20 protein-coding genes and 6 tRNA genes are annotated in these 22,289 nt (G+C 61.9%); 4 read left to right on the top strand and 22 right to left on the bottom strand.

The window, feature by feature from the left end:
• Window positions 1-12 precede the first annotated feature (12 nt).
• Window positions 13-741, bottom strand: a complete 729-nt coding sequence (locus ACRQEC_RS01415; protein WP_284889512.1) for an MBL fold metallo-hydrolase — start codon at window positions 739-741, stop codon at window positions 13-15.
• 141 nt (window positions 742-882) lie between these two features.
• On the opposite strand from ACRQEC_RS01415, the gene ACRQEC_RS01410 reads away from it, so the two are divergent.
• Window positions 883-2,175 (top strand): DUF349 domain-containing protein, encoded by a 1,293-nt coding sequence (locus tag ACRQEC_RS01410; RefSeq protein ID WP_087070712.1) that lies wholly within the window; start codon window positions 883-885, stop codon window positions 2,173-2,175.
• 89 nt (window positions 2,176-2,264) lie between these two features.
• Entirely contained in the window at window positions 2,265-2,744 is a 480-nt protein-coding gene (locus ACRQEC_RS01405; protein ID WP_284889513.1) for a hypothetical protein, read from the top strand.
• Here ACRQEC_RS01405 and ACRQEC_RS01400 read toward each other — a convergent pair.
• From ACRQEC_RS01400 to ACRQEC_RS01300, 21 genes are all read right to left on the bottom strand, one after another.
• Window positions 2,741-5,044, bottom strand: coding sequence for a RelA/SpoT family protein (locus ACRQEC_RS01400; protein ID WP_284889514.1), 2,304 nt, complete (start codon window positions 5,042-5,044; stop codon window positions 2,741-2,743). The genes ACRQEC_RS01405 and ACRQEC_RS01400 overlap by 4 nt on opposite strands.
• Window positions 5,045-5,063: 19 nt before the next feature.
• Window positions 5,064-5,606, bottom strand: a complete 543-nt coding sequence (locus ACRQEC_RS01395; RefSeq protein WP_026428855.1) for an adenine phosphoribosyltransferase — start codon at window positions 5,604-5,606, stop codon at window positions 5,064-5,066.
• Window positions 5,603-6,703, bottom strand: coding sequence for a protein translocase subunit SecF (secF, locus tag ACRQEC_RS01390; RefSeq protein WP_284889515.1), 1,101 nt, complete (start codon window positions 6,701-6,703; stop codon window positions 5,603-5,605). Before secF ends, ACRQEC_RS01395 begins: the two co-directional genes overlap by 4 nt.
• Window positions 6,703-8,442: a protein translocase subunit SecD gene (secD, locus tag ACRQEC_RS01385; protein WP_284889517.1), complete on the bottom strand. Its 1,740-nt coding sequence runs from the start codon at window positions 8,440-8,442 to the stop codon at window positions 6,703-6,705. Before secD ends, secF begins: the two co-directional genes overlap by 1 nt.
• A 5-nt stretch (window positions 8,443-8,447) precedes the next feature.
• Window positions 8,448-8,924 carry a preprotein translocase subunit YajC gene (locus ACRQEC_RS01380; RefSeq protein WP_284889518.1) on the bottom strand — a complete coding sequence of 159 codons (477 nt, stop codon included), beginning with the start codon at window positions 8,922-8,924 and terminating at the stop codon, window positions 8,448-8,450.
• Window positions 8,925-9,004: 80 nt separating this feature from the next.
• Window positions 9,005-10,024 carry a Holliday junction branch migration DNA helicase RuvB gene (gene ruvB, locus ACRQEC_RS01375; RefSeq protein WP_284889520.1) on the bottom strand — a complete coding sequence of 340 codons (1,020 nt, stop codon included), beginning with the start codon at window positions 10,022-10,024 and terminating at the stop codon, window positions 9,005-9,007.
• Entirely contained in the window at window positions 10,021-10,614 is a 594-nt protein-coding gene (ruvA, locus tag ACRQEC_RS01370) for a Holliday junction branch migration protein RuvA (RefSeq protein ID WP_087070705.1), read from the bottom strand. The genes ruvB and ruvA overlap by 4 nt, the downstream gene beginning before the upstream one ends.
• A 23-nt stretch (window positions 10,615-10,637) precedes the next feature.
• On the bottom strand, window positions 10,638-11,276 hold the full coding sequence (ruvC, locus tag ACRQEC_RS01365; RefSeq protein ID WP_026428850.1) for a crossover junction endodeoxyribonuclease RuvC: 639 nt from the start codon (window positions 11,274-11,276) through the stop codon (window positions 10,638-10,640).
• On the bottom strand, window positions 11,276-12,031 hold the full coding sequence (locus ACRQEC_RS01360; RefSeq protein WP_087070704.1) for a YebC/PmpR family DNA-binding transcriptional regulator: 756 nt from the start codon (window positions 12,029-12,031) through the stop codon (window positions 11,276-11,278). The genes ruvC and ACRQEC_RS01360 overlap by 1 nt, the downstream gene beginning before the upstream one ends.
• A gap of 148 nt (window positions 12,032-12,179) precedes the next feature.
• On the bottom strand, window positions 12,180-12,686 hold the full coding sequence (locus ACRQEC_RS01355; protein ID WP_284889521.1) for an NUDIX hydrolase: 507 nt from the start codon (window positions 12,684-12,686) through the stop codon (window positions 12,180-12,182).
• Window positions 12,687-12,695: 9 nt separating this feature from the next.
• Window positions 12,696-13,289, bottom strand: a complete 594-nt coding sequence (locus ACRQEC_RS01350) for a hypothetical protein (RefSeq protein ID WP_284889522.1) — start codon at window positions 13,287-13,289, stop codon at window positions 12,696-12,698.
• Complete coding sequence (locus ACRQEC_RS01345) at window positions 13,286-14,410, bottom strand: glycosyltransferase family 4 protein (RefSeq protein ID WP_284889523.1); 1,125 nt, start codon at window positions 14,408-14,410, stop codon at window positions 13,286-13,288. Before ACRQEC_RS01345 ends, ACRQEC_RS01350 begins: the two co-directional genes overlap by 4 nt.
• Window positions 14,407-15,414, bottom strand: a complete 1,008-nt coding sequence (locus ACRQEC_RS01340; RefSeq protein WP_284889524.1) for a phosphatidylinositol mannoside acyltransferase — start codon at window positions 15,412-15,414, stop codon at window positions 14,407-14,409. The genes ACRQEC_RS01345 and ACRQEC_RS01340 overlap by 4 nt, the downstream gene beginning before the upstream one ends.
• Window positions 15,411-16,142, bottom strand: a complete 732-nt coding sequence (gene pgsA / locus ACRQEC_RS01335; RefSeq protein ID WP_284889525.1) for a phosphatidylinositol phosphate synthase — start codon at window positions 16,140-16,142, stop codon at window positions 15,411-15,413. Before pgsA ends, ACRQEC_RS01340 begins: the two co-directional genes overlap by 4 nt.
• The gene (gene thrS / locus ACRQEC_RS01330; RefSeq protein ID WP_284889526.1) at window positions 16,142-18,121 is read right to left on the bottom strand and encodes a threonine--tRNA ligase; all 1,980 of its coding nucleotides are present in this window, start codon (window positions 18,119-18,121) and stop codon (window positions 16,142-16,144) included. The genes pgsA and thrS overlap by 1 nt, the downstream gene beginning before the upstream one ends.
• A 226-nt stretch (window positions 18,122-18,347) precedes the next feature.
• Window positions 18,348-18,794: a Dps family protein gene (locus tag ACRQEC_RS01325; RefSeq protein WP_284889527.1), complete on the bottom strand. Its 447-nt coding sequence runs from the start codon at window positions 18,792-18,794 to the stop codon at window positions 18,348-18,350.
• A gap of 487 nt (window positions 18,795-19,281) precedes the next feature.
• Window positions 19,282-19,356, bottom strand: a tRNA-Val gene (locus tag ACRQEC_RS01320).
• Window position 19,357: 1 nt separating this feature from the next.
• Window positions 19,358-19,430 (bottom strand) — tRNA-Gly (locus ACRQEC_RS01315).
• A 71-nt stretch (window positions 19,431-19,501) separates the two neighbouring features.
• Window positions 19,502-19,576, bottom strand: a tRNA-Val gene (locus tag ACRQEC_RS01310).
• Window positions 19,577-19,579: 3 nt separating this feature from the next.
• Window positions 19,580-19,650 (bottom strand) — tRNA-Cys (locus ACRQEC_RS01305).
• A 58-nt stretch (window positions 19,651-19,708) separates the two neighbouring features.
• Window positions 19,709-19,781, bottom strand: a tRNA-Gly gene (locus ACRQEC_RS01300).
• A 213-nt stretch (window positions 19,782-19,994) separates the two neighbouring features.
• On the opposite strand from ACRQEC_RS01300, the gene ACRQEC_RS01295 reads away from it, so the two are divergent.
• Both ACRQEC_RS01295 and glgX read left to right on the top strand, forming a co-directional pair.
• Window positions 19,995-20,066, top strand: a tRNA-Val gene (locus tag ACRQEC_RS01295).
• A 52-nt stretch (window positions 20,067-20,118) separates the two neighbouring features.
• Window positions 20,119-22,281, top strand: coding sequence for a glycogen debranching protein GlgX (glgX, locus tag ACRQEC_RS01290; protein WP_284889528.1), 2,163 nt, complete (start codon window positions 20,119-20,121; stop codon window positions 22,279-22,281).
• The last annotated feature ends 8 nt before the right edge of the window (window positions 22,282-22,289 follow it).

Below are 22,289 nucleotides of genomic sequence, written 5' to 3'. Positions count from 1 at the left end.
GGTACTATTCTTTCACTTCATCGCAATATAGGCGCGCAGGTACGGCGAGGCTTTGAGTTCGCGCGCCAGGGTGGAGGGTTTGCCATGGCCGGGGAAGAAAATCGTGGAGCCGTCCACCTCGGCAACGATAGTGCGCAAGGAGGCGCGCATCAGCGCATCGTTCCCGCCCGCGAGGTCGGTGCGGCCCACCCCGTCGCGGAAGAGCACATCTCCGGTGATCATGAAATTCTCCCCGAAGCCCCAATCGGGAAGCTGCGGAGTTTCCGGATCCGCTTCAAAACGCCCCGAGAAGAGGAACACGGTTGAGCCTTCGGTATGCCCGGGGGCGGCGATGGCGCGCAGGTGCACGCCGGGAACCAGCTCCGTTCCTTCCCCGTATATCTCTTCGGGAAGGGGCACGATCTTCTCCGGTTTCACCCAGGCGCGCCCCCCGGTGGCAGCCAGAACAAGCGGCGCGTAAAAAGCATTGGCAATGGGATTATCCAGCCGGTAGGCATCACCTTCGGCGATATAGCACGGTACGCTCGAGCCGGCTACCACCCCGGCATCCCATACGTGATCCCCGTGCCCGTGGGTGGCCAGCACCGCGCCCAGGCGCAGGTTACGGGAGGCCAGGGCGCGCTCCACCCAGGGCGCGCTTCCCGCTCCCGCATCAATAACCAGGGCGACCCGGTGAGTAGGGTCGGCCATAATATAGCAATTCGCCTCCAGGGCAGTATCGGAATACCGCAAGAAAATCATGCATTAACCGTATCCTTTCTCCCGATTTTTTCCTACTGACACCCGGAATCCCTTTTACCGTGGCACAATTGTGGTATACCGTAAGAATTAAAATTGTCCCGCGGCGTGTACCGCACGCCTCTTTCTCCACAAGGAGTAACAATGTCCACAGCTCATCCCGCTCAGCCCGCTCCCGCGCCGCTGGATCCGGCCGCCGTCGCCAAAGCCCGTCCGTTCGGGCGTGTGGACGACGAAGGGAAGGTGTGGCTCAAGGATGGGGATACCGAACGGGTCGTTGGCCACTACGCGGCTTCCGGCACCGAAGATGATGCCCTGGAATTCTATATCCGCCGCTATATTGACCTGGATACCCAGGTGAGCCTGGCAGAAACGCGCGCCCACCACGTATCTCCCGAAGAAAGCCGCAAGTCAATCGCATCCTTGCGTAAGGAACTGGCCGAACCAGCCGCCGTGGGTGATATCGCGGCGCTGCGCACCCGCCTCGATAAGCTCGAAGAAGTCGTGGCGGTGCGGGCCAAGGAATACGCGGCCCAGCGTGCCGCGGCCAAGGAAGCTGCCCTTCAGGAGCGCACCCAGATTGTGGAACGCGCTGAGGAAATCGCCAACGCGAATCCGCATACCATCCACTGGCAGAATACCCGCGCTGAGCTCAATGATCTTTTTGAAAACTGGAAGCGCGCCCAGCGCCAGGGTGCCCGTATTGATCGCCCCACCGAAGAAGCGCTCTGGCGGCGTTTCGCTACCGCCCGCTCCACCTTTGATCGGGCCCGGCGCAACCACTACAAGGAATTGGATGTGCGCCGCAGCCAGGTGAAGGCCACTAAGGAGAAGCTCATCGCGGAAGCTGCCGCGCTTTCCTCCTCCACCGATTGGCGGGAAACCGGGGATCGCTACCGCGAACTCATGGATGAGTGGAAGCGGGCCGGGCGGGCCGGGCGCCGTGATGACGATAAGCTTTGGGAGCGTTTCATGGCTGCCCGTCAGCCTTTCTACGATGCCCGGGACGCGCATTTCAGCCAGGTGGATAGCCAGTACGCGGAAAACCTGGCCGCCAAGCTCGAATTGGTGGCGGAAGCCGAAGCTCTCCTTCCCATTACCAATGTGGATGAAGCCCGCGAAAAGCTCCGTGAAATCGGGGAACGCTGGGATGAGATCGGCTTCGTGGCCCGCGGTGATATTGCCCGGACCGAAGGCCGCATGCGGGAAATTGAAGAGAAGGTCCGCGCGGCGGAAAACGACCGCTGGAATCGCACCGATCCGGAAAAGCAGCAGCGTTCTTCCGGGATGGCCGCCCAGCTCGAAGCGCTTATTGCCGAACTCGATGAGGAAATCGCCCAGGCCCAGCAAGCCGGTGATGAAAAGAAGCTCACCGAGCTGAACGAAGCACGGGCCGCTCGCGTGGCCTGGCTCGAGCAGGTCAATAAGGATCTGTAACTTTTCCTACCTGTGGATAAACGCAAGCCGCTCTCCCCGCCTGGGGATAGCGGCTTGCGCTATTTTCTTCGCCATCGCACACTCTCGGTATGTATGTGGATGCGGTGCAACGCCTGGATATCAATGCTGGTTTGCTGGTGGAATATGCGCCCGGGCTGGTGTGCGCGGCTGATTGCGCTGCCTATCGGGCGCTGCGGGCCTCTCTTCTTGCCCCGTTGGTGGGAAGAGGCGCGATTGCCATCACCCTGAGCGCATTATGGGTTCATACCGGGTATTGGCCGGCGGACCGGCTGGTGCGGGTCTGTAGCGTGCGGGTGAAGTCCCGGGCTCGCCGCAAGCCGCCACCCGAGGAACGCCAATCAATAGCCGGCTTGTGCTTGACTACCCTGCCGCGCACGATCGCGGATATTTTCCACCAGGAAGAACTTCACCTCGCGATTACCTGCGCGCTGGACGTGGCGCGGCGTCGCCTTCTCAACGCTGATGAGTGGGACGCGGTAGCACGCAGCCTCGCCGGGCGGCAGCATGCCGCCGCCCGCAGTGCGTTGCGTGCCATTGCCCTGCGCTAGCCGCGCGGGGGTTCCACCCGGCGCTGATTGGCGGGCTTCGAATTGGTGACCCGGTAGGCGTCGTACACGCCTTCGATCTTGCGCAGATCCGCGAGCACCCGGGCCAGGTGGTGGGGATCGGCCATCTCAAAGGTGAAGGTGTTACGCACCATGCGTTCCTTGGTGGTCATCATATTGCCGGCCAGGAGATTCACCCCGTTATCCAGCAGAGCCCTGGAAATATCGGAAAGCAGGCCTTGGCGATCGAGGGCGTCCACCTGGACCTGGATCACGTAGACAGCTTCGGAATCATCGGCCCAATGCACCTCGAGGAAGCGCTCGGGTTGCTTTTGCAGCTGTTCCACATTGGGGCAATCCGCCCGGTGAATCGATACTCCCGAGCCGCGGGTCACGAAACCGACGATGGCATCGGGGGGAACCGGGGTGCAGCAGCGGGCCAGTTTGACCATAACATCGCCGGCTTCCATGCCCTGGACCACCACGGCGTTATCGGTACTCGCGGTGCTTCGCCGCCGCGAAATACGGTTCGGGGTCACGGCCTCCGCCAGGGTTTCTTCCACCCCGGCCTGCCCGCCCTGGGAGGTAATAAGGTTACGCACCACGGTTTCGGGGGAGATATCCCCTTCCCCGATACCGGCGTACAGATCATCCACGGAACTACGCCCGGCTTCCCGCGCGACTTCCGCGAGGGTGTCATGGCTCATGAGGCGCTGGACGGGCTGGTTGCGCTTGCGGATAGCACGGGCCAGCTTATCCTTGCCTTCTTCCACCGCTTCATCCCGGCGGCTCTTCTTGAACCACACCCGGATCTTGGCGCGGGCACGCGGGCTGGCCACAAAATCAAGCCAACCGAGTGAAGGTCCGGCATCGGGGCTTTTCGCGGTAATGATCTCGACCGTATCCCCCGATTCGAGCTTGTGGTCCAGGGTGACAAGCCGGTCATTCACCCGCGCACCCACGGTGCGGTGCCCCACTTCAGTGTGGACGGCATAGGCGAAATCGACCGGGGTGGCACCTGTGGGAAGTTCCATGACTTCCCCGGCCGGGGTAAACACATAAACCTTATTGCCGGAGATCTCATAGGAGAGTGATTCGAGGAATTCCGCCGGGTCCGCGGTTTCCCGCTGCCAATCGACCAGCTGGCGCAACCAGTTAAGCTGCGTTGTTTCTTCATCGACTTTCGCGGCCCCGCCCCCGCGCTTGGTGGCATTCGGGTTTTCCTTGTAACGCCAGTGCGCGGCCACGCCGTATTCGGCGCGTCGATGCATATCGTAGGTGCGGATCTGGATTTCCAGGGAACGGTTATCCGGGCCGATAACCGTGGTGTGAATCGACTGGTAGAGGTTGAATTTCGGGGTGGTGATATAGTCCTTGATTCGCCCCTGAATCGGCGTGAAAATCGTATTGGCCACGCCCAGAACCGCGTAGCAATCCGGGATGGTTTCTACCAGCACTCGCACGCCCACAAGGTCGTAAATATCCTCGAAGTCCTTACCCCGCAAAATCATTTTCTGATAGATGGAGTAATAGTGCTTGGGGCGGCCGGTGATCGTGCATTTGATATGGGAACTCTTGAGTTCCCGCTCCAAGATCGCCTTGATTTTCGCGATATACGCTTCGCGTTCCGGGGTGCGTTCCTGCACCAGGGATTCGATTTCGGCGTAGACCTCCGGGTACATGGTTTTGAAGGAAAGATCCTCAAGCTCCCATTTAATGGAATTCATGCCGAGGCGATGCGCGAGAGGCGCGTAAATTTCCAGGGTTTCATGCGCCTTGGAGCGCGCCTTTTCCTGCGGCATGAAACGCCAGGTGCGGGCATTATGAAGCCGGTCGGCAAGTTTAATGAGCAGCACGCGGATGTCTTTAGACATCGCGATCACCATTTTGCGTACGGTTTCAGCCTGCGCGGCTTCCCCGTATTCGACTTTATCGAGCTTCGTGACCCCGTCCACGAGGAGTTCCACGGTGGAACCGAAATTCTCCCGGACCTGCTCGAGGGTGTACCCGGTATCTTCCACCGTGTCATGGAGGAGGGCTCCCACGAGAGTGTCCTCATCCATACCGAGTTCGGCGAGGATGGTTGCCACCGCAACCGGATGCGTAATATACGGCTCTCCCGAGCGCCGCTTCTGGCCGCGGTGGCATTCCTCCGCCACGTTATACGCCCGGATAATGCGTTCCTTATCCACATTTCCCAGGGCGCGCATGAGGGGTTCCAGGGCATCAGGAACCTGGCTGGCCGTGCGTCCGGTCAACCACGATAGCCGCGATAGTACCCGCGGACCTTGCGATTCCGACATGCCCTACTCCCCTCTTGACTTAATCGAAGGTTAGCACCGCTTCGACCTGCCTACCGGCCAGACGCTCCCGGCCGCCCATGCCTGCCAGCTCAATAAGCATGCACAGGCCGGCCACAATCCCGCCTGAGCTTTCTACCAGCTCACAGGCGGCGTGTGCGGTTCCACCGGTGGCGAGAACGTCATCGATGATGAGAACGCGCTGTCCATCTTCAATATTAAAGGGCTGAACTTCCATCCGGGCCGAACCGTATTCCAGTTCATAATCGACCCCGATCACCGGCCCGGGCAGGCGCCCGGCTTTGCGGATGGTGACCATCCCCAAACCCATGGCGTAGGCCAGCGGAGCGGACAAAATAAATCCGCGTGATTCCAGCCCGGCGACGGCGTCGATCTTACCTTCGTAATGGCGCGCCAGCTCATCAATAAAGAGGTGGAACGCTTCACCGTCGGCTATGAGCGGGGTGATATCGCGAAAGATCACCCCGGGGGCCGGGAAGTTTTCACGTTCTCGCACCCGGCTGGCCGCTAGCTCCACGAGTTGCGAAGAAAACGCACTACTCACTTCTTGCTCCTCTTCTTGCGGCGCGGCTGCGCTGCATTACCGAGATGGTGACCCGGTTCAAGAACCGCGGATACCACGTCTTCTTCGGCAACGCCGCCGGCCTCAACGCGTTCGGCGCGCGCGGCGGCCACTTCCGCGTTATGAGCCTTGATGCGCGGATCGGCATTCGTCAGGGTGACGGCGAGCGGCGCGGCCAGGAAGATGGAGGAATAAGCCGAGAGCAGCAGACCCACGAAGAGCACCAGCGCCAGATCGCGCAGCGTGCCCGCGCCCATGAGGTAGACCCCGATGAAGAGGATGGATGCCACCGGCATAATCGAGGTGACGGACGTGTTGATGGAGCGGATGAGGGTCTGATTGACGGCGTGGTTCGTGGATTCCCCGAAGGTCACGCGGTGCTGGCGCAGCACGTGTTCGGTATTTTCACGGACCTTATCGAAGACCACCACGGTGTCGTACAGGGAGTACCCGAGGATGGTCAGCAGGCCGATAACGGTAGACGGCGTGAATTCGAAACCGAAGAGGCAGTAAATCCCCACTGTCACCACAAGATCGTGGAAGAGCGCAACGATAGCGCCCAGGGCATTACGCCAGGACCGCATATAGGCCCACAGGGCCAGCAGCACCAGCACGATAAAGACCACGAATCCTTGGAGGGCCTTCGTGGAAATATCCTGACCCCATACCGGGCCGATATAGGTGGAGGTGACATCCTGAACGGAGGTGCCGTAGGCTTCGGCCAATTCCGTGCGGATCGCTTCCGTTTCCGCATTCCCCACCCCGGTACCGTCGGCATTCGCCGAGGTCTGGATACGCAGGGAATTCTCCCCTACCTGCGCCACGCGCGCGGCTTCATCCCCGCCGTGGCGGGCCATGATATCCGAGGCGAGGCGCTGATCGGTGGTTTGCGCTTCCGAGACCGTGAACTGGGATCCCCCGGTGAACTCAATACCCATATTGAGTCCGCGGGTGAACAGCGCGATAAACGAGGCGATCACGCAGATAATCGCGATGGTGTACCAGGTCTTGCGCCGCTGCACAATTTTGAAGCTGCGCCGCCCGGAGTAGAGATCATTACCTAAGCTGTACATCGACATTAGGCGTTCTCCTTTCCCTCGCTGCTCGCGGGGAGAGCGGCCCGGCGTTCCCGGGTGCGCCGCTCGGCGAGCGAACCTTCCCCGGGAACCTTACGGCCGCGGTACGCCGGGGTATGCGCCAAATGCTTGGCGGACATACCCGATGCCGGGTGCCCCCCGCCGAAGAACTTGGTGCGCACCAGCAGCGTCATAAGCGGATAGGTAAACATAAAGACGACGACGAGGTCGAGGATGGTGGTGAGCCCCAAAGTGAAGGCGAAACCGCGCACCGAACCCACCGCGATGAAGTAGAGCACCCCGGCCGCGATGAGGTTGACGGAGTCAGAGGCGATAATCGTGCGGGTCGCGCGCTTCCAGCCGCGTTGCACCGCGGTGCGGACAGCGTGCCCGTCACGAATCTCATCGCGGATACGTTCGAAGAACACGATGAAGGAATCGACCGTAATACCGATAGAAATAACCAGGCCGACGACGCCGGCCATCGACAATCGGTAACCCATCACCCAGGAGAGCAAACAAATAACCCCGTAAGACAGGCCCGTGGCAAGCACCACCGAACCCACCGCCACAATGGCGAGGGCGTGGTACTGCCAGACGAGGTAAAGAACAATAAGCACAAGACCGATCAGCCCGGCCACCAGGCCCGCGCGCAGCGATTCAGAACCGAGGGTGGCCGAAATTTGCTGTTCGGATTGCACCTCGAATTCCAGGGGCAGCGAACCGAATTGCAACTGGTTGGCCAGCACACGCGACGTCGTCGCATTAATACCGGAACCGTTAATACTGGCCTGCCCACCCGAAATCTGGGTTTGCGGGACCGCGGCGGAAATAACGCGCCCGTCCAACACGATAGCGAATTGGTTTTGGGGACTTTGCAAGCCCACCAGCCGCCCGGTCACTTCGGAGAACTTCTGGGCACCTTCGTTATCGAATTCCAGCTGCACGATCCACTGGCCCTGCTGCTGGTCGAAACCGGAGGTGGCGCGCGTCAGGTTCGTTCCGGCGATTTCGGCCGGGCCGAGCACGTACTTGAAGGGCGTCACTTCACCGGTCTTGGAATCTTCGCTTTGCCCGCAGGCCACCAGCGCGGTATCCGGATTATCTTCCGGGGCGGTGGCGGGGTTTTCCGCGGTGCAATCCAAGGTCAGCGCATCGTAGGTAACCCGCTCGGTTTTGGCCCAGGCCGGATCCGAGGCGCTGGTGGGCTCGCTAGGCGGAGTGGTGGAGAGCTTGCCGTCCCCGTCCGCGTCGGCGGCCTTCATGGCGGCTTCTTCCAGCGCAGTACCGGTGAGAGGCGCGGCGTTCTCACCTTCGCCCTTCATGGTTCCCGGGTTCGCCATGGCGAGCACCGGGCGCATCCGCAACACCGCGGAATTACGCACGAGGTCGAGGGTTTCCTGGCTGGGGTGCCCGGGCAGACCCACCACGATATTCGAGCCACCCTGGGAGGTGATCTCCGCTTCTGCCACACCCGAGGCGTCCACGCGCTGGCGAATAATTTCAATCGCCTGGTTGACATCTTCCGAGGTGATCTCGGAATTGTCCGTGGTCTTCGGGGTGAGAATAAGCTCCGTGCCGCCTTCGAGGTCGAGGGCGAAATTCGGGGTCCACCGGGAGTCCGATCCGGATCCCGTTACCGAGCCCACGCCCAGGGAGACGAAGAGCGCGATCGCCAAGATCGCAAGGGTAATGATCCGGCGCCAGGATAACCGGACGCCGGAATTTTTAGATTGAGACATAGTGTTTACTTCCAGGCCGAGCCCGACTCATCTTTCTTTTCACCAAAAGCCGAGTCCGTGCTCCGAGGAGTCACGTGACCGGTCACTTCCGGGGTGGCCGCGCTAGTGGGCGCACCGGTTCCCGCGGCATTATCCGCAATCGCCCCGGCCCCGGATTCTTCCGAAGCGCTCAGGCGGGCGGCTTCCGCGGCATCTTCCGCCGCCGCTTCTTCTTCACTGACCGGCGCAAAGGGAATGGAGGCTTGCTCCCGAATGGCCAGGCGCGACCACACAGTTTCATCCCCGGAGGGACTTTCGAGCGTCACCGCATCTCCGTCAATCGCAACAATGCGCCCGTAAAAACCAGCAGTGGTCATGACATCCGTGCCGACCACCAGAATGCTATTGCGGTGTTCTTCAGCACGTGCCCGGGCCTTCTTATTGGACTGGGACATGAACAGCACCATCCCCACCAGGATGACGCCCATGATGGCGAATTCCACGCGAAAGCTCCTTGGAAAAGACAATAATTACCGTGCCAGTTTACCGTGCATAGCTGAAAACACCGGCAGCCGTGACGAAACTAATCTGTAGGCGGAGTTAAACCCAGGTGTGTCCAGGCCCGCGGGGCCGCCATCCGCCCGCGCGGGGTACGCACCAGATAGCCTTCACGCACCAAATAGGGCTCCACCACGGTTTCCACCGTTTCGGGTTCTTCGCCGACCGATACCGCGAGGGTGGTCAGGCCCACCGGCCCGCCCCCGAAACGGGTGCAGATCGCTTCGAGCACCGCCCGGTCAAGCCGATCCAGTCCGGCCGGATCCACCTGGAAAAGATCGAGGGCAGCCCGCGCGGCCCGCAGATCCAAATCCCCGGTGCCGCGCACCTGCGCCCAGTCCTGCACGCGCCGCAGCAGCCGGTTGGCGATACGCGGGGTGCCGCGCGAACGCCCGGCAATTTCCTGGGCCGCATCCTCGGTAATGGTGTGTCCGAGCTTGACGGCATTACGCCGCACAATACGGGCCAGATCGCGCTGTTCGTAATATTCCAGGTGCGCCGTAAAGCCGAAGCGGTCACGCAAGGGAGCGGGCAGTAAGCCGGCGCGCGTCGTCGCCCCTACTACCGTGAAGAACGGTAGCGGCAACGGAATCGAGGTGGCACCCGGGCCCTTCCCCACCATCACGTCCACCCGAAAATCTTCCATGGCCAGGTAGAGCATTTCTTCGGCGTTGCGGGCCAGGCGGTGGATTTCGTCGATAAAGAGGACGTCGTTTTCCTGCACGGAGGAAAGAATCGCGGCCAGGTCGCCCGAATGCTGGATCGCCGGCCCGGACGTCAGGCGCAGCGCTCCGCCCACCTCGGCGGCAATAATCATGGCGAGGGTGGTTTTCCCCAGGCCCGGCGGCCCGGAAAGGAGCACGTGGTCGGGGGTGCGCCCGCGTTGCACCGCGGCCTGGAGCACGAGGGAGAGCTGGTCGCGCACGGTATCCTGGCCCACGAATTCGGAGAGCTGGCGCGGGCGCAGGGCCGCTTCGGCGGCGCGTTCCGTTTCGCTGGCTTCCGGGGAGACCAGGCCGGCGTCGAAGGACATATCTTCGCTCATCGGCGGGCCCCTAGTACTTGCAGACTGGCGCGCAGCAGCTGGGCCACGGTACCCTGCGGTATTTGCGTGCGCGCTTCTTCATAAGCGGCGACGGCGTCGCTTTCCTTCCACCCCAGTCCCACCAGACCGGCAACTACGGCACTCGGATCCGCCTCGGGGCTGGCTGCTTCACCGGCGGCCACCGGAGCCGGGCCGAGCTTATTACCCAGTTCTAAAATAATGCGCTGGGCGCTTTTCTTACCGATACCGGGGACCCGGGTGAGGGCCGCCTCGTCCTTGGATTGCACGGCGGCGCGCAGGGCGTTCGGGGTGTGGACGGAGAGGAGCGTGAGCGCAACTTTGGCGCCGATCCCGGAAACCGTCTGCATGATTTCGTAAACGTCGCGCTCGTCGGCTTCGCTAAAACCGTAGAGGGAGGGCAGATCGTCACGGCTGGCGACCAGCGAGGTGTAGAGAAAAGCTTCCGCGCCTTCGCGCAGGCGCGAGAGGGTATCCGGCGTCGCAAAAACTTTGACGCCCCACCCGCCGACCTCCACCACCGCGAAGGTGGTGGTAATACGGCTTACAGTTCCGCGAATACTTGCAATCACTCCGGGCTCCCTTCCTCATGACTCTAACCGCTAGCGGAGCGGTGCGGGGAAACCGCCCCGGCGCGCCGGCTCATGCGTTCGGCTCCCGCCCACATGCGCTGCGCCGGTGTTAAATCGGCTCCTTCGGCGCGCGGGAGGGTGCCGGCCCCGCCGTGCTGTCCGTTATCCACCGTGGCATCCAAGGCGTGGGCGCCCCCGCGCCAGGCGTGGGTAATCGCGATGGCCAGGGCGTCCGCGGCATCCTTGGGGCGTGGCAGTTCCGCTAAACCCAAAATCCGCTGGACCATATTTTGCACCTGGAGTTTCCCGGCGCGCCCCGAGCCCGTCACCGCTGCCTTCACTTCGGAGGGTGAATGCAGGCCGAGGGGCAGCTGGGCGCGGGCGGCGGCCAGCATCGCGATACCGGCCACCTGCGCGGTGGAGGTTACCGAACGCACATTTTCCTGCGCGAAAACACGTTCCACCGCCACGACTTCGGGGGAAAATTCCGCGATCACCGCGTCAATTTCATCCGCGATGAGGAGGAGGCGCCGATGCGGGGCCAGGTCCACCGGCGAACGCGCCACGCGCATATCCACCAGGCGTACCCGCCGCGTCACATCGGCGTCAATGGTTCCCAACCCGCAGCGCGTGAGTCCCGGGTCAATCCCCAGAATGCGCACTACTCACCCTCGAGCTCGGCGAGGATGTCGTCGGCAATATCCGCGTTGGTGTAGACCTCTTGAATATCGTCCACATCGTCGAGGGCATCGGTGAGCTTGAGGAGCTTTTCCGCGCCGCTCCGGTCGAGGGGCACATTGGTGGAGGGCACAAAGCGCGACTCTGCGGAATTGTAGTCAATTCCAGCTTCCTGAAGCGCGGTGCGCACGGCTACCACATCGCTGGCGGCGCAGTAGATGGTGAAGGTATCGCCGTCGTCCTCAATTTCTTCGGCGCCGGCGTCAAGAACGGCCATGAGGACGTCGTCCTCAGTGTTCTCCCCCTTGACCGCTTCCACCACACCGCGGCGGTTAAAGAGGTAGGAAACCGAACCGGGATCCGCCAGCGTTCCGCCATTGCGGGTGAGGGCGGTGCGCACATCCGATGCGGCGCGGTTGCGGTTATCGGTCAGGCATTCGATGAGGATAGCCACCCCGCCCGGGCCGTAGCCTTCGTACGTAATGGCTTCGTACTGGATGGAATCATCAGTTTCACCCGAACCACGCTTGACGGCGCGATCGATATTATCGGCCGGCACCGAATTCTGCTTGGCCTTGCGGATCGCGTCAAAGAGCGTGGGGTTACCCGCGGGATCGCCACCACCGGTTGCCGCCGCCACTTCGATGTTCTTGACCAGACGGGCGAAGAGCTTGCCGCGCTTGGCGTCATTAGCGGCTTTCTTATGCTTGGTGGTTGCCCACTTGGAGTGTCCTGACACGTGTCCTCCCGAGTAGATAAAAACTTCCGGAGCCATTGTACGCGGTTCGCGGCCCGGGAACTATTACCCGGGCCGCAGCGCGCCACAATTGTTCCGAAGATCGGTTCTCTCGGTATTCAGTTTTCCCGCGCCTCAGTTTTCCCGCGCTTCAGTTGTCCCACATCTCGCGGCAGATGCCGTCCCAGCCGGCATGCACCTGGGCGGCGAGCTCCGCGAGGCCCGCCGGGTAAACCCGCTCGCTCGCCGAGCCGATCAGTTGCGCGCCGGCGCGCCAGTGGATGGCGTCGAGGAGTTCTTCTTCCGCCGCGGTCCAGGCCCGCCCACGTCCGGTCACCGCCGCGCGGGCGCGCTCCGCGTCGAGGCGCACCGCGAAAAATACTTCGTCCTGGTTGAGGGTGGCACGCGCGAAACGAAAAGTTGCGTACCGGCGCAGGACCGGCCCAATGAGTTCCGTTTCAGTTACGACGACGCCGGTCTCCTCCCGAAATTCCCGTACCGCTGCCGCCCGGGGGCTTTCCGCATCTTCCAATCCCCCACCGGGCGTGAACCACCAGCGGTGCGTGGGGTCATCCCGGTCGTGGCCGCGGATGAGGAGGACACGGCCGGCCTCATCCAGGGCAAGAATGCGCGCGGCGCGCCGCGGGGTAGTGGTCATCGGGTGCTCTTATTCATCATCAATATCGATGGTTTGCGGGACCGGTGCGTGCCCGGCAATGGGGAAAATGGAGAGAACCCGGGAATTGCGTACCCGGCGGGCCTGATCCACATGCGAATTATGGAAGGAGCGCGTCATGCGCACATCGAGGCGGGCGCGCTCCAAGCGCCGGTAAAATTCGCGGGCCGCCGCATCGGTGATATCGTTCGGGTCCAGCTCATCCACGGTGAGGCGCAGGGCACGGGAAAGCTCGGATTCCACCGCGCGCCGCTCCCGGGCGGCCACCGCCGGATCGGGCAGATCTGCGCGCATATCACCGGGCAGGGCCTCCAATCCGTCCGCCACCACCGGGAGCATGGAAGCAGAAAGTACCCGCTGCGCACTATCGGTGAGGATAAGGGCCCCGGCCATATCCAGCTCCCCGGACATCGCCATATCGTAGGCGGTGCGGGCCCGGGCAGCGAGGGCCTGTTCCACCGCCCGGCGGGATTTCAGAAGAGTGGTGTGGAGGCGGTCGAGGCGGCGGGCCGCCAGAGCCGCGCTGAACCCGAGCAGAAGGAGCACCACACCGGCGAGAAGGGCAAGGGACCACCAAAGATTCACTGCTCTACCTCCATCTGGGCGGTACGGACCGCGGTTTCGTACACGGCGAAAACTTGAGAGGCCACCGTGGACCAGTCGTAACGCTGGGCTTCGGCTTGGCCGGCCTGGGCTACCCGGGCCCGGCGTTGCGGATCACGCAAAGCCGCCAGCGCAACCCGAGCCAGATCCTCCGGGTCTTCATTGGCGAAGTGATCCCCGAAGGTTCCCCCGCCCAGCACCGCGCGGAAGGCGGGAATATCCGAGGCGAGCACGAAGCCGCCCGCGCTCATCGCTTCGATAAGAATAATTCCGAAGGATTCACCGCCGGTATTAGGGGCAACGTAGAGGTCCACACTGGCGAGCATCGCGGCTTTATCAGCATCGCTGACCGGCCCGAGGAAGGTCACCTGAGCGGCCGCCTCCCCGAAGAGTTCCCGGGCGGCTGCCTCATCGCCTTTCCCGGCCACGAAGAAGCGCGCTTGCGGATAGTCGCGCAGGATGAGCGGGGCTGCGGCGGCCAGTACGGGCAGGCCCTTGCGCGGTTCGTCCAGGCGGCCGAGGAATCCGAAGGTGGGCGAATCGGGCGTTCCGGTGAAGCGGGCATCGCGCGGCACCTCGAAATCCGCGGTGTACACGCCGTTGGGAATAATAAAAGCGTCCCCGCCTAAATATTGCACGGTGGTGCGGCGTGCTTCTTGGGAAACCGCGATCCGCGCCTGGATTTTCTCCAGGATGGGGCGCAGCACCGGGGAGAAAAGGTCGAAAGCCCGGGAGCGATCCATGGCGGTGTGGTGGGTGGAGACCACCGGGCATTCCGCGCTCATGAGCGCGAGCATCGACACGGAGGGAACGAAGGGTTCGTGCACGTGGAGCACATCGAAATTCCCGTCGCGTAGCCAGCGCCGCACCGCCCGATTGACGCGCGGCCCGAAGGAGAGGCGCGCCACCGAACCGTTATAGGGAATCGCCACGGAGGCACCCACCGGCACCACGTAATCGGGCAGTGCCTCGTTTTCTTCACTCGGAGCGATCACCGAAACACTGTGCCCGCGGGCGATGAGTTCCTCGGCTAGATCCCGGATATGGAATCCCACTCCCCCGGGCACGTCCCACGAATAGGGGCAGGCAATCCCGATGTTCACGGCGTTCCTTCCTTCGCGTCGTACTCTGCTTGCCGGCGCGCGAGCTCCCGGGCGGCTTTCTCACGGTTGGTACGGTAGCGCTCGGGATCCAAATCGGCAACGAAAACGGGCTGGAGCATATGCCAGTCCTCGGGGTGCTCGACCAGCACGCTTTCAAAAGCCGCGACCCATTCCTGGGTGATGCGCGCGATGTCCGCGTGGCGCTCGCGCGGGGAGGCCGCGGCATCCACACGGGCGCGGATAGGTGCGCCGCTGCGCAACACCATGCGCCACCGGGTGGGTACGGCCCGGGTACGTTCCTTTTTCACGTAGTAGGAAAAAATAGGAACGACGGCGCAGCCGGTATCTATGGCAAGAATGGCCGGTCCGGCCGCGGCGAGCATCTTCTCCCCGAAGAATTCCACTTCCACCCCGGAAGCGGTAAGGTCACGATCCGCGAGAACCGGGGCCAGAATGGGGCCCTGCCGGGTGTCCTCCGCGAGGCGGTGAATGGCCCCACCGCCTTTGACCACGGGATAGATAACCATCCCAATATTTTCACGCAGGCGCACGAAGCGCTCGAATACCTCGGCCGGTTCGAGCTTTTCGACCAGGGTGTGCACGGGGGCGAGGAAATAGCGCGACCAGGCCCCGGCCATATCCCAATTCCCCATGTGCATGAGTGCACCGATGAGGGAGTGGCCGCGGGCGAATTCCGCGCGGGCGGAATCCAGGCCGTCCTCGATAACCCGCGCCGCGAAATCATCAGCTTCCCAGGTTCCCAGCCGCAGAGCTTCGTAATAGTAACGCATATAGGAACGCATGGCCGCACGGCTCAGCCGGCGGGCAGCGCGCCCGCGCATATCTGGCCGTACCCGCGCCAGGTTGCGGCGCAGCTGCTGGGTTCCGCGCAGCGGCAGGGTTCCGGCGACCGTCCCCACCGCGGCGAAGAGGCCGCGGCCCACCGGTTCGGGGAGCCGGGCCACCGCCCCGGTGGCGCGGAAAAGAAGATTGCCGAGATTCACTGGCCGCTCCCCTGGCCGGCCCGCTCACCGGTATTTCGCTCACTGTAATTCAGATCACCGGCGACGCATTCATCGGCACCGTGCTCGGCGCGGGTCTGCGTTGCGGCTACGCGGGACTGCCGGTAAACGGTCACCATGCGCTGGGCCACCGTAATCCACCCGGCTACCGCGAGGTAGGCCAGGGCCACCAGCAGCACCCAGGCGCTCGCCCCGTAGCCGGTGATCAGCGCCCCGAGGAGCACAATCACGAGCCGGTCAGCGCGTTCGCTGATCCCCACATTCGCGGTGAATCCCACAGCTTCGGCGCGGGCACGCGCATAGGAGGTACACAGCGCGGCCGGCAGGGCCGCCAGGCAGGCCAGGGCCAGCCACTCGGTGAGCCCCGCGCCGGCACCGATATTCCAGCGCACGATCCACAGCAGGATCCCGCAGAATATCGCGGAATCTGCCAGGCGGTCCAGGGTGGAATCCAGGAAGGCACCCCAGCGGGAGGCGGTTCCGGTGAGCCTGGCGATTTGGCCGTCAAGGCTATCGAAAATCACGGTGATACCGATAATCCAGGAGGCCCACACCGGGTGCCCGAGGGGATAGAGGATGAGCGCGCAGGCCACCACCGCCACGGTCCCGGTGATCGTTACGGCATCGGCGCTGATCCCCGCGCGCACGCACAGGCGCGCGATGGGACCGAAAATTGCCTGGGCCAGGGGCCGCCCGCTCCGAGAGAGCATTAGAACTTCTCCGCTTCCGGCTCGTTAGCGCGCCGTCGTACCACATCCACGATATGCGCGATCGCTTCGTCAATAGCGACCCCGTTATGCTGTTCGCCGTCGCGGAAACGGAAGGACACGGCGCCGGCATCGACGTCGTCCCCACCGGCAATGAGGGTGAAGGGAATCTTCTCCTTCGCGGCGTTACGAATCTTCTTACCGAAGCGGTCATCGGAAGTATCCACTTCGGCGCGGATATGCTGCTCACGCAGGCGCCGGGCAATATCTTCGCAGTAGTCGTTGAAGGTTTCGGCCACCGGCACCAGACGCACCTGCACGGGGGCGAGCCAGGCGGGGAAAGCCCCGGCGTAGTGCTCAACCAGCACGCCCAGGAAGCGTTCGATGGAACCGAAGAGGGCCCGGTGGATCATAACCGGGCGCTGGCGCGAGCCGTCCGGCGCGGTGTATTCCAGCCCGAAACGCTCGGGGAGGTTGAAATCAAGCTGGATGGTGGACATCTGCCAGGTGCGGCCGATAGCGTCGCGGGCCTGCACCGAGATCTTGGGGCCGTAGAACGCCGCACCTTCCGGATCGGGCACCAGTTCTAGGCCTGAGGAGAGCGCCACTTCTTCCAGGGTGCGGGTGGCTTCTTCCCAGAGGGCATCATCCCCGATGAACTTCTTGGGGTCCTTCGTGGACAGTTCCAGGTAGAAATCGTTGAGGCCGTAGTCCTTGAGGAGGGACAGCACGAAAGTGAGCAGGGAGGAAAGTTCCTCGCGCATCTGCTCGCGGGTGGTGTAAATATGGGCGTCATCCTGCGTGAAGCCGCGGGCGCGGGTGAGGCCGTGGATAACACCGGACTTTTCATAGCGGTAGACCGTCCCGAATTCGAAGAGCCGCAGCGGCAGATCGCGGTAGGAGCGCCCGCGCGCCTTATAAATCAGGGAGTGCATGGGGCAGTTCATCGGCTTGAGGTAGTAATCCTGGTCCTCATCCACCCGCATGGCCGGGAACATGCCGTCCTTGTACCAGGACAGATGCCCGGAGGTTTGGAAGAGCTGCCCCTTGGTGATATGCGGGGTATTGACGAAATCGTAGCCGGCTTCAATATGACGCTGGCGGGAGTAATTTTCCATTTCCATGCGGATAATGCCGCCCTTGGGATGGAATACCGGAAGCCCGGAACCAATTTCATCGGGGAAGGAGAACAGGTCGAGTTCGGTGCCCAGCCGGCGGTGGTCCCGGCGCTGCGCTTCGGCAATGCGGGTCTGGTAGGCATCCAGTTCTTCTTTGCTCGGCCAGGCGGTGCCGTAAATGCGCTGGAGGTGATCGTTATTCTGATCGCCCTTCCAGTAGGCGGCCGAGGCGCGGGTGAGCGCGAAACCGTTGCCGATGAACTTGGTGGAAGGCAGGTGAGGCCCGCGGCACAGATCGGTCCACACCACATCGCCGTGGCGGTTCACATTGTCGTACATGGTGAGCCCGCCGTGGCCCACTTCCACGCTGGCACCGTCCGCATCGTGGCCCTTGGTGGTGATGAGCTCAAGCTTGTAGGGCTGGGAGGCTTCTTCCTGGCGCGCTTCTTCCTCGGTGACTTCACGGCGCACGAAACGCTGATTTTCCTTGACGATGCGCTTCATGCGCTTTTCGAGCTCTTTCAGCATCTCCGGGGTAACCGGATCAATATTGCCGAAATCGTAGTAGAAGCCATCCTCGATGAAGGGGCCGATGCCCAGATTCGCATCCGGGTAGATCTGCTGGACTGCCTGGGCCAGCACGTGGGTGGCGGAATGGCGGAGAATATTGAGCCCGTCCGGGGAGTCGATGCGCACGGTTTCCACCTCGGCACCGTCCAGCGTGGTCAAATCCGTGGCCAAATCCTTGAGTTCCCCGTTAACTTTCAGGGCGACAATCGCGCGATCCGCGGCGAAGTAGGCGGTTCCCGGGCACGGTTCGTCAAGGGTGACGAGGGTGCCGTCCACGGATAGACGTGCGGGCATAGTTTTCTCCTTAGTTCTATTTTTCACGGCATCCAGACCGGGGATGCCCGCCCACCAGGATACCTGTTTCGCTTCGGGCCCGCCCGGCCGGCCCTACCGCGAACACGGCGAAGGGGACGCACCTCACGCCTGGTGAGATGGTCCCCTTCGCTATGAGTCACGGCTGCGGCGCGGCGCGGTGCCGACGCGCGCTAGCCGCCGGCGTGCGCCCGTCAGCGCGAGCGATTTAGTTTTCGACCGAGGCGGCCTTCATGAACCAGCCCTGCAGCTCCAGGTTGCGGGCGACCCCGATGAGCAGGTCACCGCTGAGCGGATCGGCTTCGTCCACCTTGGACAGGTCATTCTGGATGCGCCGGGAGGCCCCGTAGAGCTTCTCCGCCATCACGGTGTAAACATCGTCCACATTGAAGGGACCGGTACCCGCATCATCCAGACCGCTTTCCTTGGCGACGGTCACGGCCCGACCATCCGGGAAGCCCCCGATGGTGGCAATGCGCTCAGCAACCTCATCAAGGTCGGTGCGGGTCACGGACACAACTTCATCAAGAGCGAGGTGGAGGGCGCGGAAACGCGCACCCTGAATATTCCAGTGGTACTGCTTGGCTTGCAGGGAGAGGTCAATAAGATCGGTCAGCGTGCGCTGAAGAGCATCGATAACAACTTTTTCGGCCATTGATCCATCCTTTCGTTTACGTCTATAGGTCTACCCGCTTGATTGCGGAAAATATAGTCAGGAAGACCTAACGCAGGGCTGTGCACCGTTCTTTTTTCACCTGCTTTTTCCGCACGACGACGCCGCTTTCCCGCATGGTTGCGCGCTTTTACGCTCATGGCATGATTGCTTCCAGCTTGAGGCGGACACCCGGGACTTTGGTCATTTACTTCCTAGGCATTCGGTTAGCTGGCGCTGGTGCGATCACCCGCTCGACACGGACAAGCATGGACGATGTGAGCGGTGGTGCCCATAAAAAGCAACCTGACGACATCGGACCCCACAGGATGCAACCACACCACATCGGCCCCCACAGAATGCAACCTCACGACAGTGGGCGCCACAGGATGCAACCCCACGACATCAAAACAATTTCTTAACGTAGCTGCCGTTGCACTTTGATTTCGGTCGGACGTGGGTACGGAGGGCGATATGCGGTGAATAAATATGGTGGGCGATACTGGGATCGAACCAGTGACCTCTTCCGTGTCAGGGAAGCGCGCTCCCGCTGCGCCAATCGCCCGAGCGGATGACGGGGCTCGAACCCGCGACCTCAACCTTGGCAAGGTTGCGCTCTACCAACTGAGCTACATCCGCACTGTTTCACAGCGAGCCACTAGCTTACCCAACCGTGAGAGCCGGGTCAAAATGGCGCTGCAAGGAAATAGTGGTGGGCGATACTGGGATCGAACCAGTGACCTCTTCCGTGTCAGGGAAGCGCGCTCCCGCTGCGCCAATCGCCCGCGAGGTGGGTACGGGATTCGAACCCGTGTACACGGCTTTGCAGGCCGTTGCCTCGCCTCTCGGCCAACCCACCGTCCGGATACGTGAGAGGAGTATGGGCACGTGTGCCGCTTTGCCTTTCTTCACATCCGAGCGGATGACGGGGCTCGAACCCGCGACCTCAACCTTGGCAAGGTTGCGCTCTACCAACTGAGCTACATCCGCGTGGCCGATCAACAATCACTAACCAAGCCGCGCTGGCCGGGTTAACCGTGGCGGGAACCGCCGCGGCGACGTCGATGACATCGAAAAACTATAGCGACATTCCGCGCACCCGGTCAAACCGAGGCAGTGAGGTGCACACCACGTTAGTTAAATTTGAGTTTCCCCGCCCGCCCCCTATAAGCTTGCGTGATGCACGGGCCGTTACGGTCGCCCGGGCGATTAGCTCAGTGGTAGAGCGCTTCGTTCACACCGAAGAGGTCACTGGTTCGAACCCAGTATCGCCCACCGTCTCGCTAGATTTTCAGTAGATTCCCATTTTCGTATGAGATACTCAGGTATGAGAATTTGGCCTGGACACCCGTATCCGCTGGGCGCTACTTTCGACGGCACCGGCACGAATTTCGCGATCTACTCCTCCGTGGCTGAGAAAATCGAACTCTGCCTGCTTGACGATAACAACAAAGAAACCCGCGTGGAACTGCGGGAAGTTGATGCCAATGTCTGGCATTGTTACCTCACCTCAATTCGGCCCGGGCAGCGTTACGGATACCGCGTCTACGGCCCCTACGATCCGGCTCAGGGCCTGCGTTGCGATCCTTCCAAGTTCCTCCTGGATCCCTACGCCAAAGCCATCGAAGGCAATATCACCAATGCTCAGGAAGTCTTTTCCTATGACTTCAACAATCCCTCGCAACCGTGCACCTTGGATTCACTGGGCCACGTGCCGGTCTCCGTGGTCATCAGCCCCTACTTCGATTGGGGCTATGACCGCCCACCCAAGCATGAATATAACGAGACCATTATTTATGAGACGCACGTGAAGGGATTCACCCAGCGCCACCCGGATGTTCCCGAAGAATTACGCGGTACCTACCAGGGCCTCACCCACCCGCCCGTTCTCGATTACTTCACCTCCCTGGGGGTGACGGCTATTGAGCTCATGCCGGTACACCAGTTCATCAATGACACCTCGCTCCAGGATCGGGGCCTGAGCAATTACTGGGGTTATAACACCATCGGTTTCTTTGCACCCCACGATGGTTACGCCACCCGCTCGCGCGGGGAGCAGGTCGATGAGTTTAAGGCCATGGTCAAAGCTTTCCACGAAGCCGATATTGAGGTCATCCTGGACGTGGTGTACAACCACACGGCGGAGGGGAACCACATGGGCCCCACCCTGTCCTTCAAGGGTATTGATAACCGCTCCTACTACCGCCTGGTCCCAGATGATCCGCGGCACTATTTCGATACCACCGGGACCGGGAACTCCCTGAATATGACCTCCCCGCATACCCTCCAGCTCATTATGGATTCGCTGCGGTACTGGGTGACGGAAATGCATGTGGATGGTTTCCGTTTCGATTTGGCTTCCACCCTGGCTCGCGAACTCCACGCGGTGGATAAGCTTTCTTCCTTCTTTGACATCATCCAGCAGGATCCCATTATTTCCCAGGTCAAACTCATCGCTGAACCCTGGGATGTGGGCGAAGGCGGCTACCAGGTGGGTGGCTTCCCGCCGTTGTGGACGGAATGGAACGGAAAGTACCGTGATACCGTGCGTGATTTCTGGCGCGGGGAACCGGCCGCACTGCCGGAATTCGCCTCCCGCCTAACGGGCAGCGCGGACCTGTATGAATCCTCCGGGCGCCGCCCCTTCGCTTCCATTAATTTCGTGACCGCCCACGATGGTTTCACCATGCGTGATCTAGTTTCTTATAACGAGAAGCACAATGAGGCCAATGGTGAAAACAACGCGGATGGCGAATCGAATAACCGCTCCTGGAATTGCGGGGAAGAAGGCCCCACGGATAATCCCGAAATCCTCGACCTGCGCGAACGCCAAATCCGTAATTTCATCTCCACCCTGCTACTCTCCCAAGGCGTTCCCATGATTTCTCACGGTGATGAAATTGGGCGCACCCAGGGCGGTAATAACAACACCTACTGCCAGGACAATGAGATCGCGTGGATGGATTGGGATCTCGATGACCGCCAGATGGATATTCTGCAATTCACGCGGGCTGCTATTGCTTTCCGCAAGAATCACCCGGTGTTCCGGCGCCGGCGCTTCGTGGCCGGTTTCGACCCGGTATGCGAAGGCTGCCTGCCGGAAATCGAATGGTTCCGCCCCGATTCCAGCCAGATGGAAGATTCCGATTGGGATTCCGGTTTCGCGCGAGCCCTCATGGTGTTCCTCAACGGTGCGGGTATCCGCGAACCCGATGAGCGCGGCAACCCGATTATTGATGATGATGTTCTCCTCATGTTCAATGCCGGCGACGACGAAGTTGAGTTCGCCATCCCGGGCGGTGTCTATGACCGCGAGTGGACGGAAGTGGTTAATACCGCGGCGGAGGTCAATCCCCAGATCGTCTTCGCCTCCGGGGATACCACCATCGTGATCGGGCGCTCCCTGCGCGTCTTCGTGCATGAGCCGTCCGAGGAAGATATCGACGACGCCCTGGCCGGCGCCCAGAAAACTCCGCAGGCCGTGCGCTAAGCTCGAAA

Source organism: Actinotignum saccati, assembly GCF_051265055.1.
Lineage (GTDB): Bacteria > Actinomycetota > Actinomycetes > Actinomycetales > Actinomycetaceae > Actinotignum.
This window is presented reverse-complemented; position numbering and strand designations above follow the sequence as displayed.

Bases quoted from the DNA above. Each gene is read 5' to 3' on its own strand.
- ACRQEC_RS01415 (WP_284889512.1), bottom strand. From the start codon at position 741: ATGATTTTCTTGCGGTATTCCGATACTGCCCTGGAGGCGAATTGCTAT.
- ACRQEC_RS01410 (WP_087070712.1), top strand. From the start codon at position 883: ATGTCCACAGCTCATCCCGCTCAGCCCGCTCCCGCGCCGCTGGATCCG.
- ACRQEC_RS01405 (WP_284889513.1), top strand. From the start codon at position 2,265: ATGTATGTGGATGCGGTGCAACGCCTGGATATCAATGCTGGTTTGCTG.
- ACRQEC_RS01400 (WP_284889514.1), bottom strand. From the start codon at position 5,044: ATGTCGGAATCGCAAGGTCCGCGGGTACTATCGCGGCTATCGTGGTTG.
- secF (WP_284889515.1), bottom strand. From the start codon at position 6,703: ATGTCGATGTACAGCTTAGGTAATGATCTCTACTCCGGGCGGCGCAGC.
- secD (WP_284889517.1), bottom strand. From the start codon at position 8,442: ATGTCTCAATCTAAAAATTCCGGCGTCCGGTTATCCTGGCGCCGGATC.
- ruvB (WP_284889520.1), bottom strand. From the start codon at position 10,024: ATGAGCGAAGATATGTCCTTCGACGCCGGCCTGGTCTCCCCGGAAGCC.
- ACRQEC_RS01355 (WP_284889521.1), bottom strand. From the start codon at position 12,686: ATGACCACTACCCCGCGGCGCGCCGCGCGCATTCTTGCCCTGGATGAG.
- pgsA (WP_284889525.1), bottom strand. From the start codon at position 16,142: ATGCTCTCTCGGAGCGGGCGGCCCCTGGCCCAGGCAATTTTCGGTCCC.
- thrS (WP_284889526.1), bottom strand. From the start codon at position 18,121: ATGCCCGCACGTCTATCCGTGGACGGCACCCTCGTCACCCTTGACGAA.
- ACRQEC_RS01325 (WP_284889527.1), bottom strand. From the start codon at position 18,794: ATGGCCGAAAAAGTTGTTATCGATGCTCTTCAGCGCACGCTGACCGAT.
- glgX (WP_284889528.1), top strand. From the start codon at position 20,119: ATGAGAATTTGGCCTGGACACCCGTATCCGCTGGGCGCTACTTTCGAC.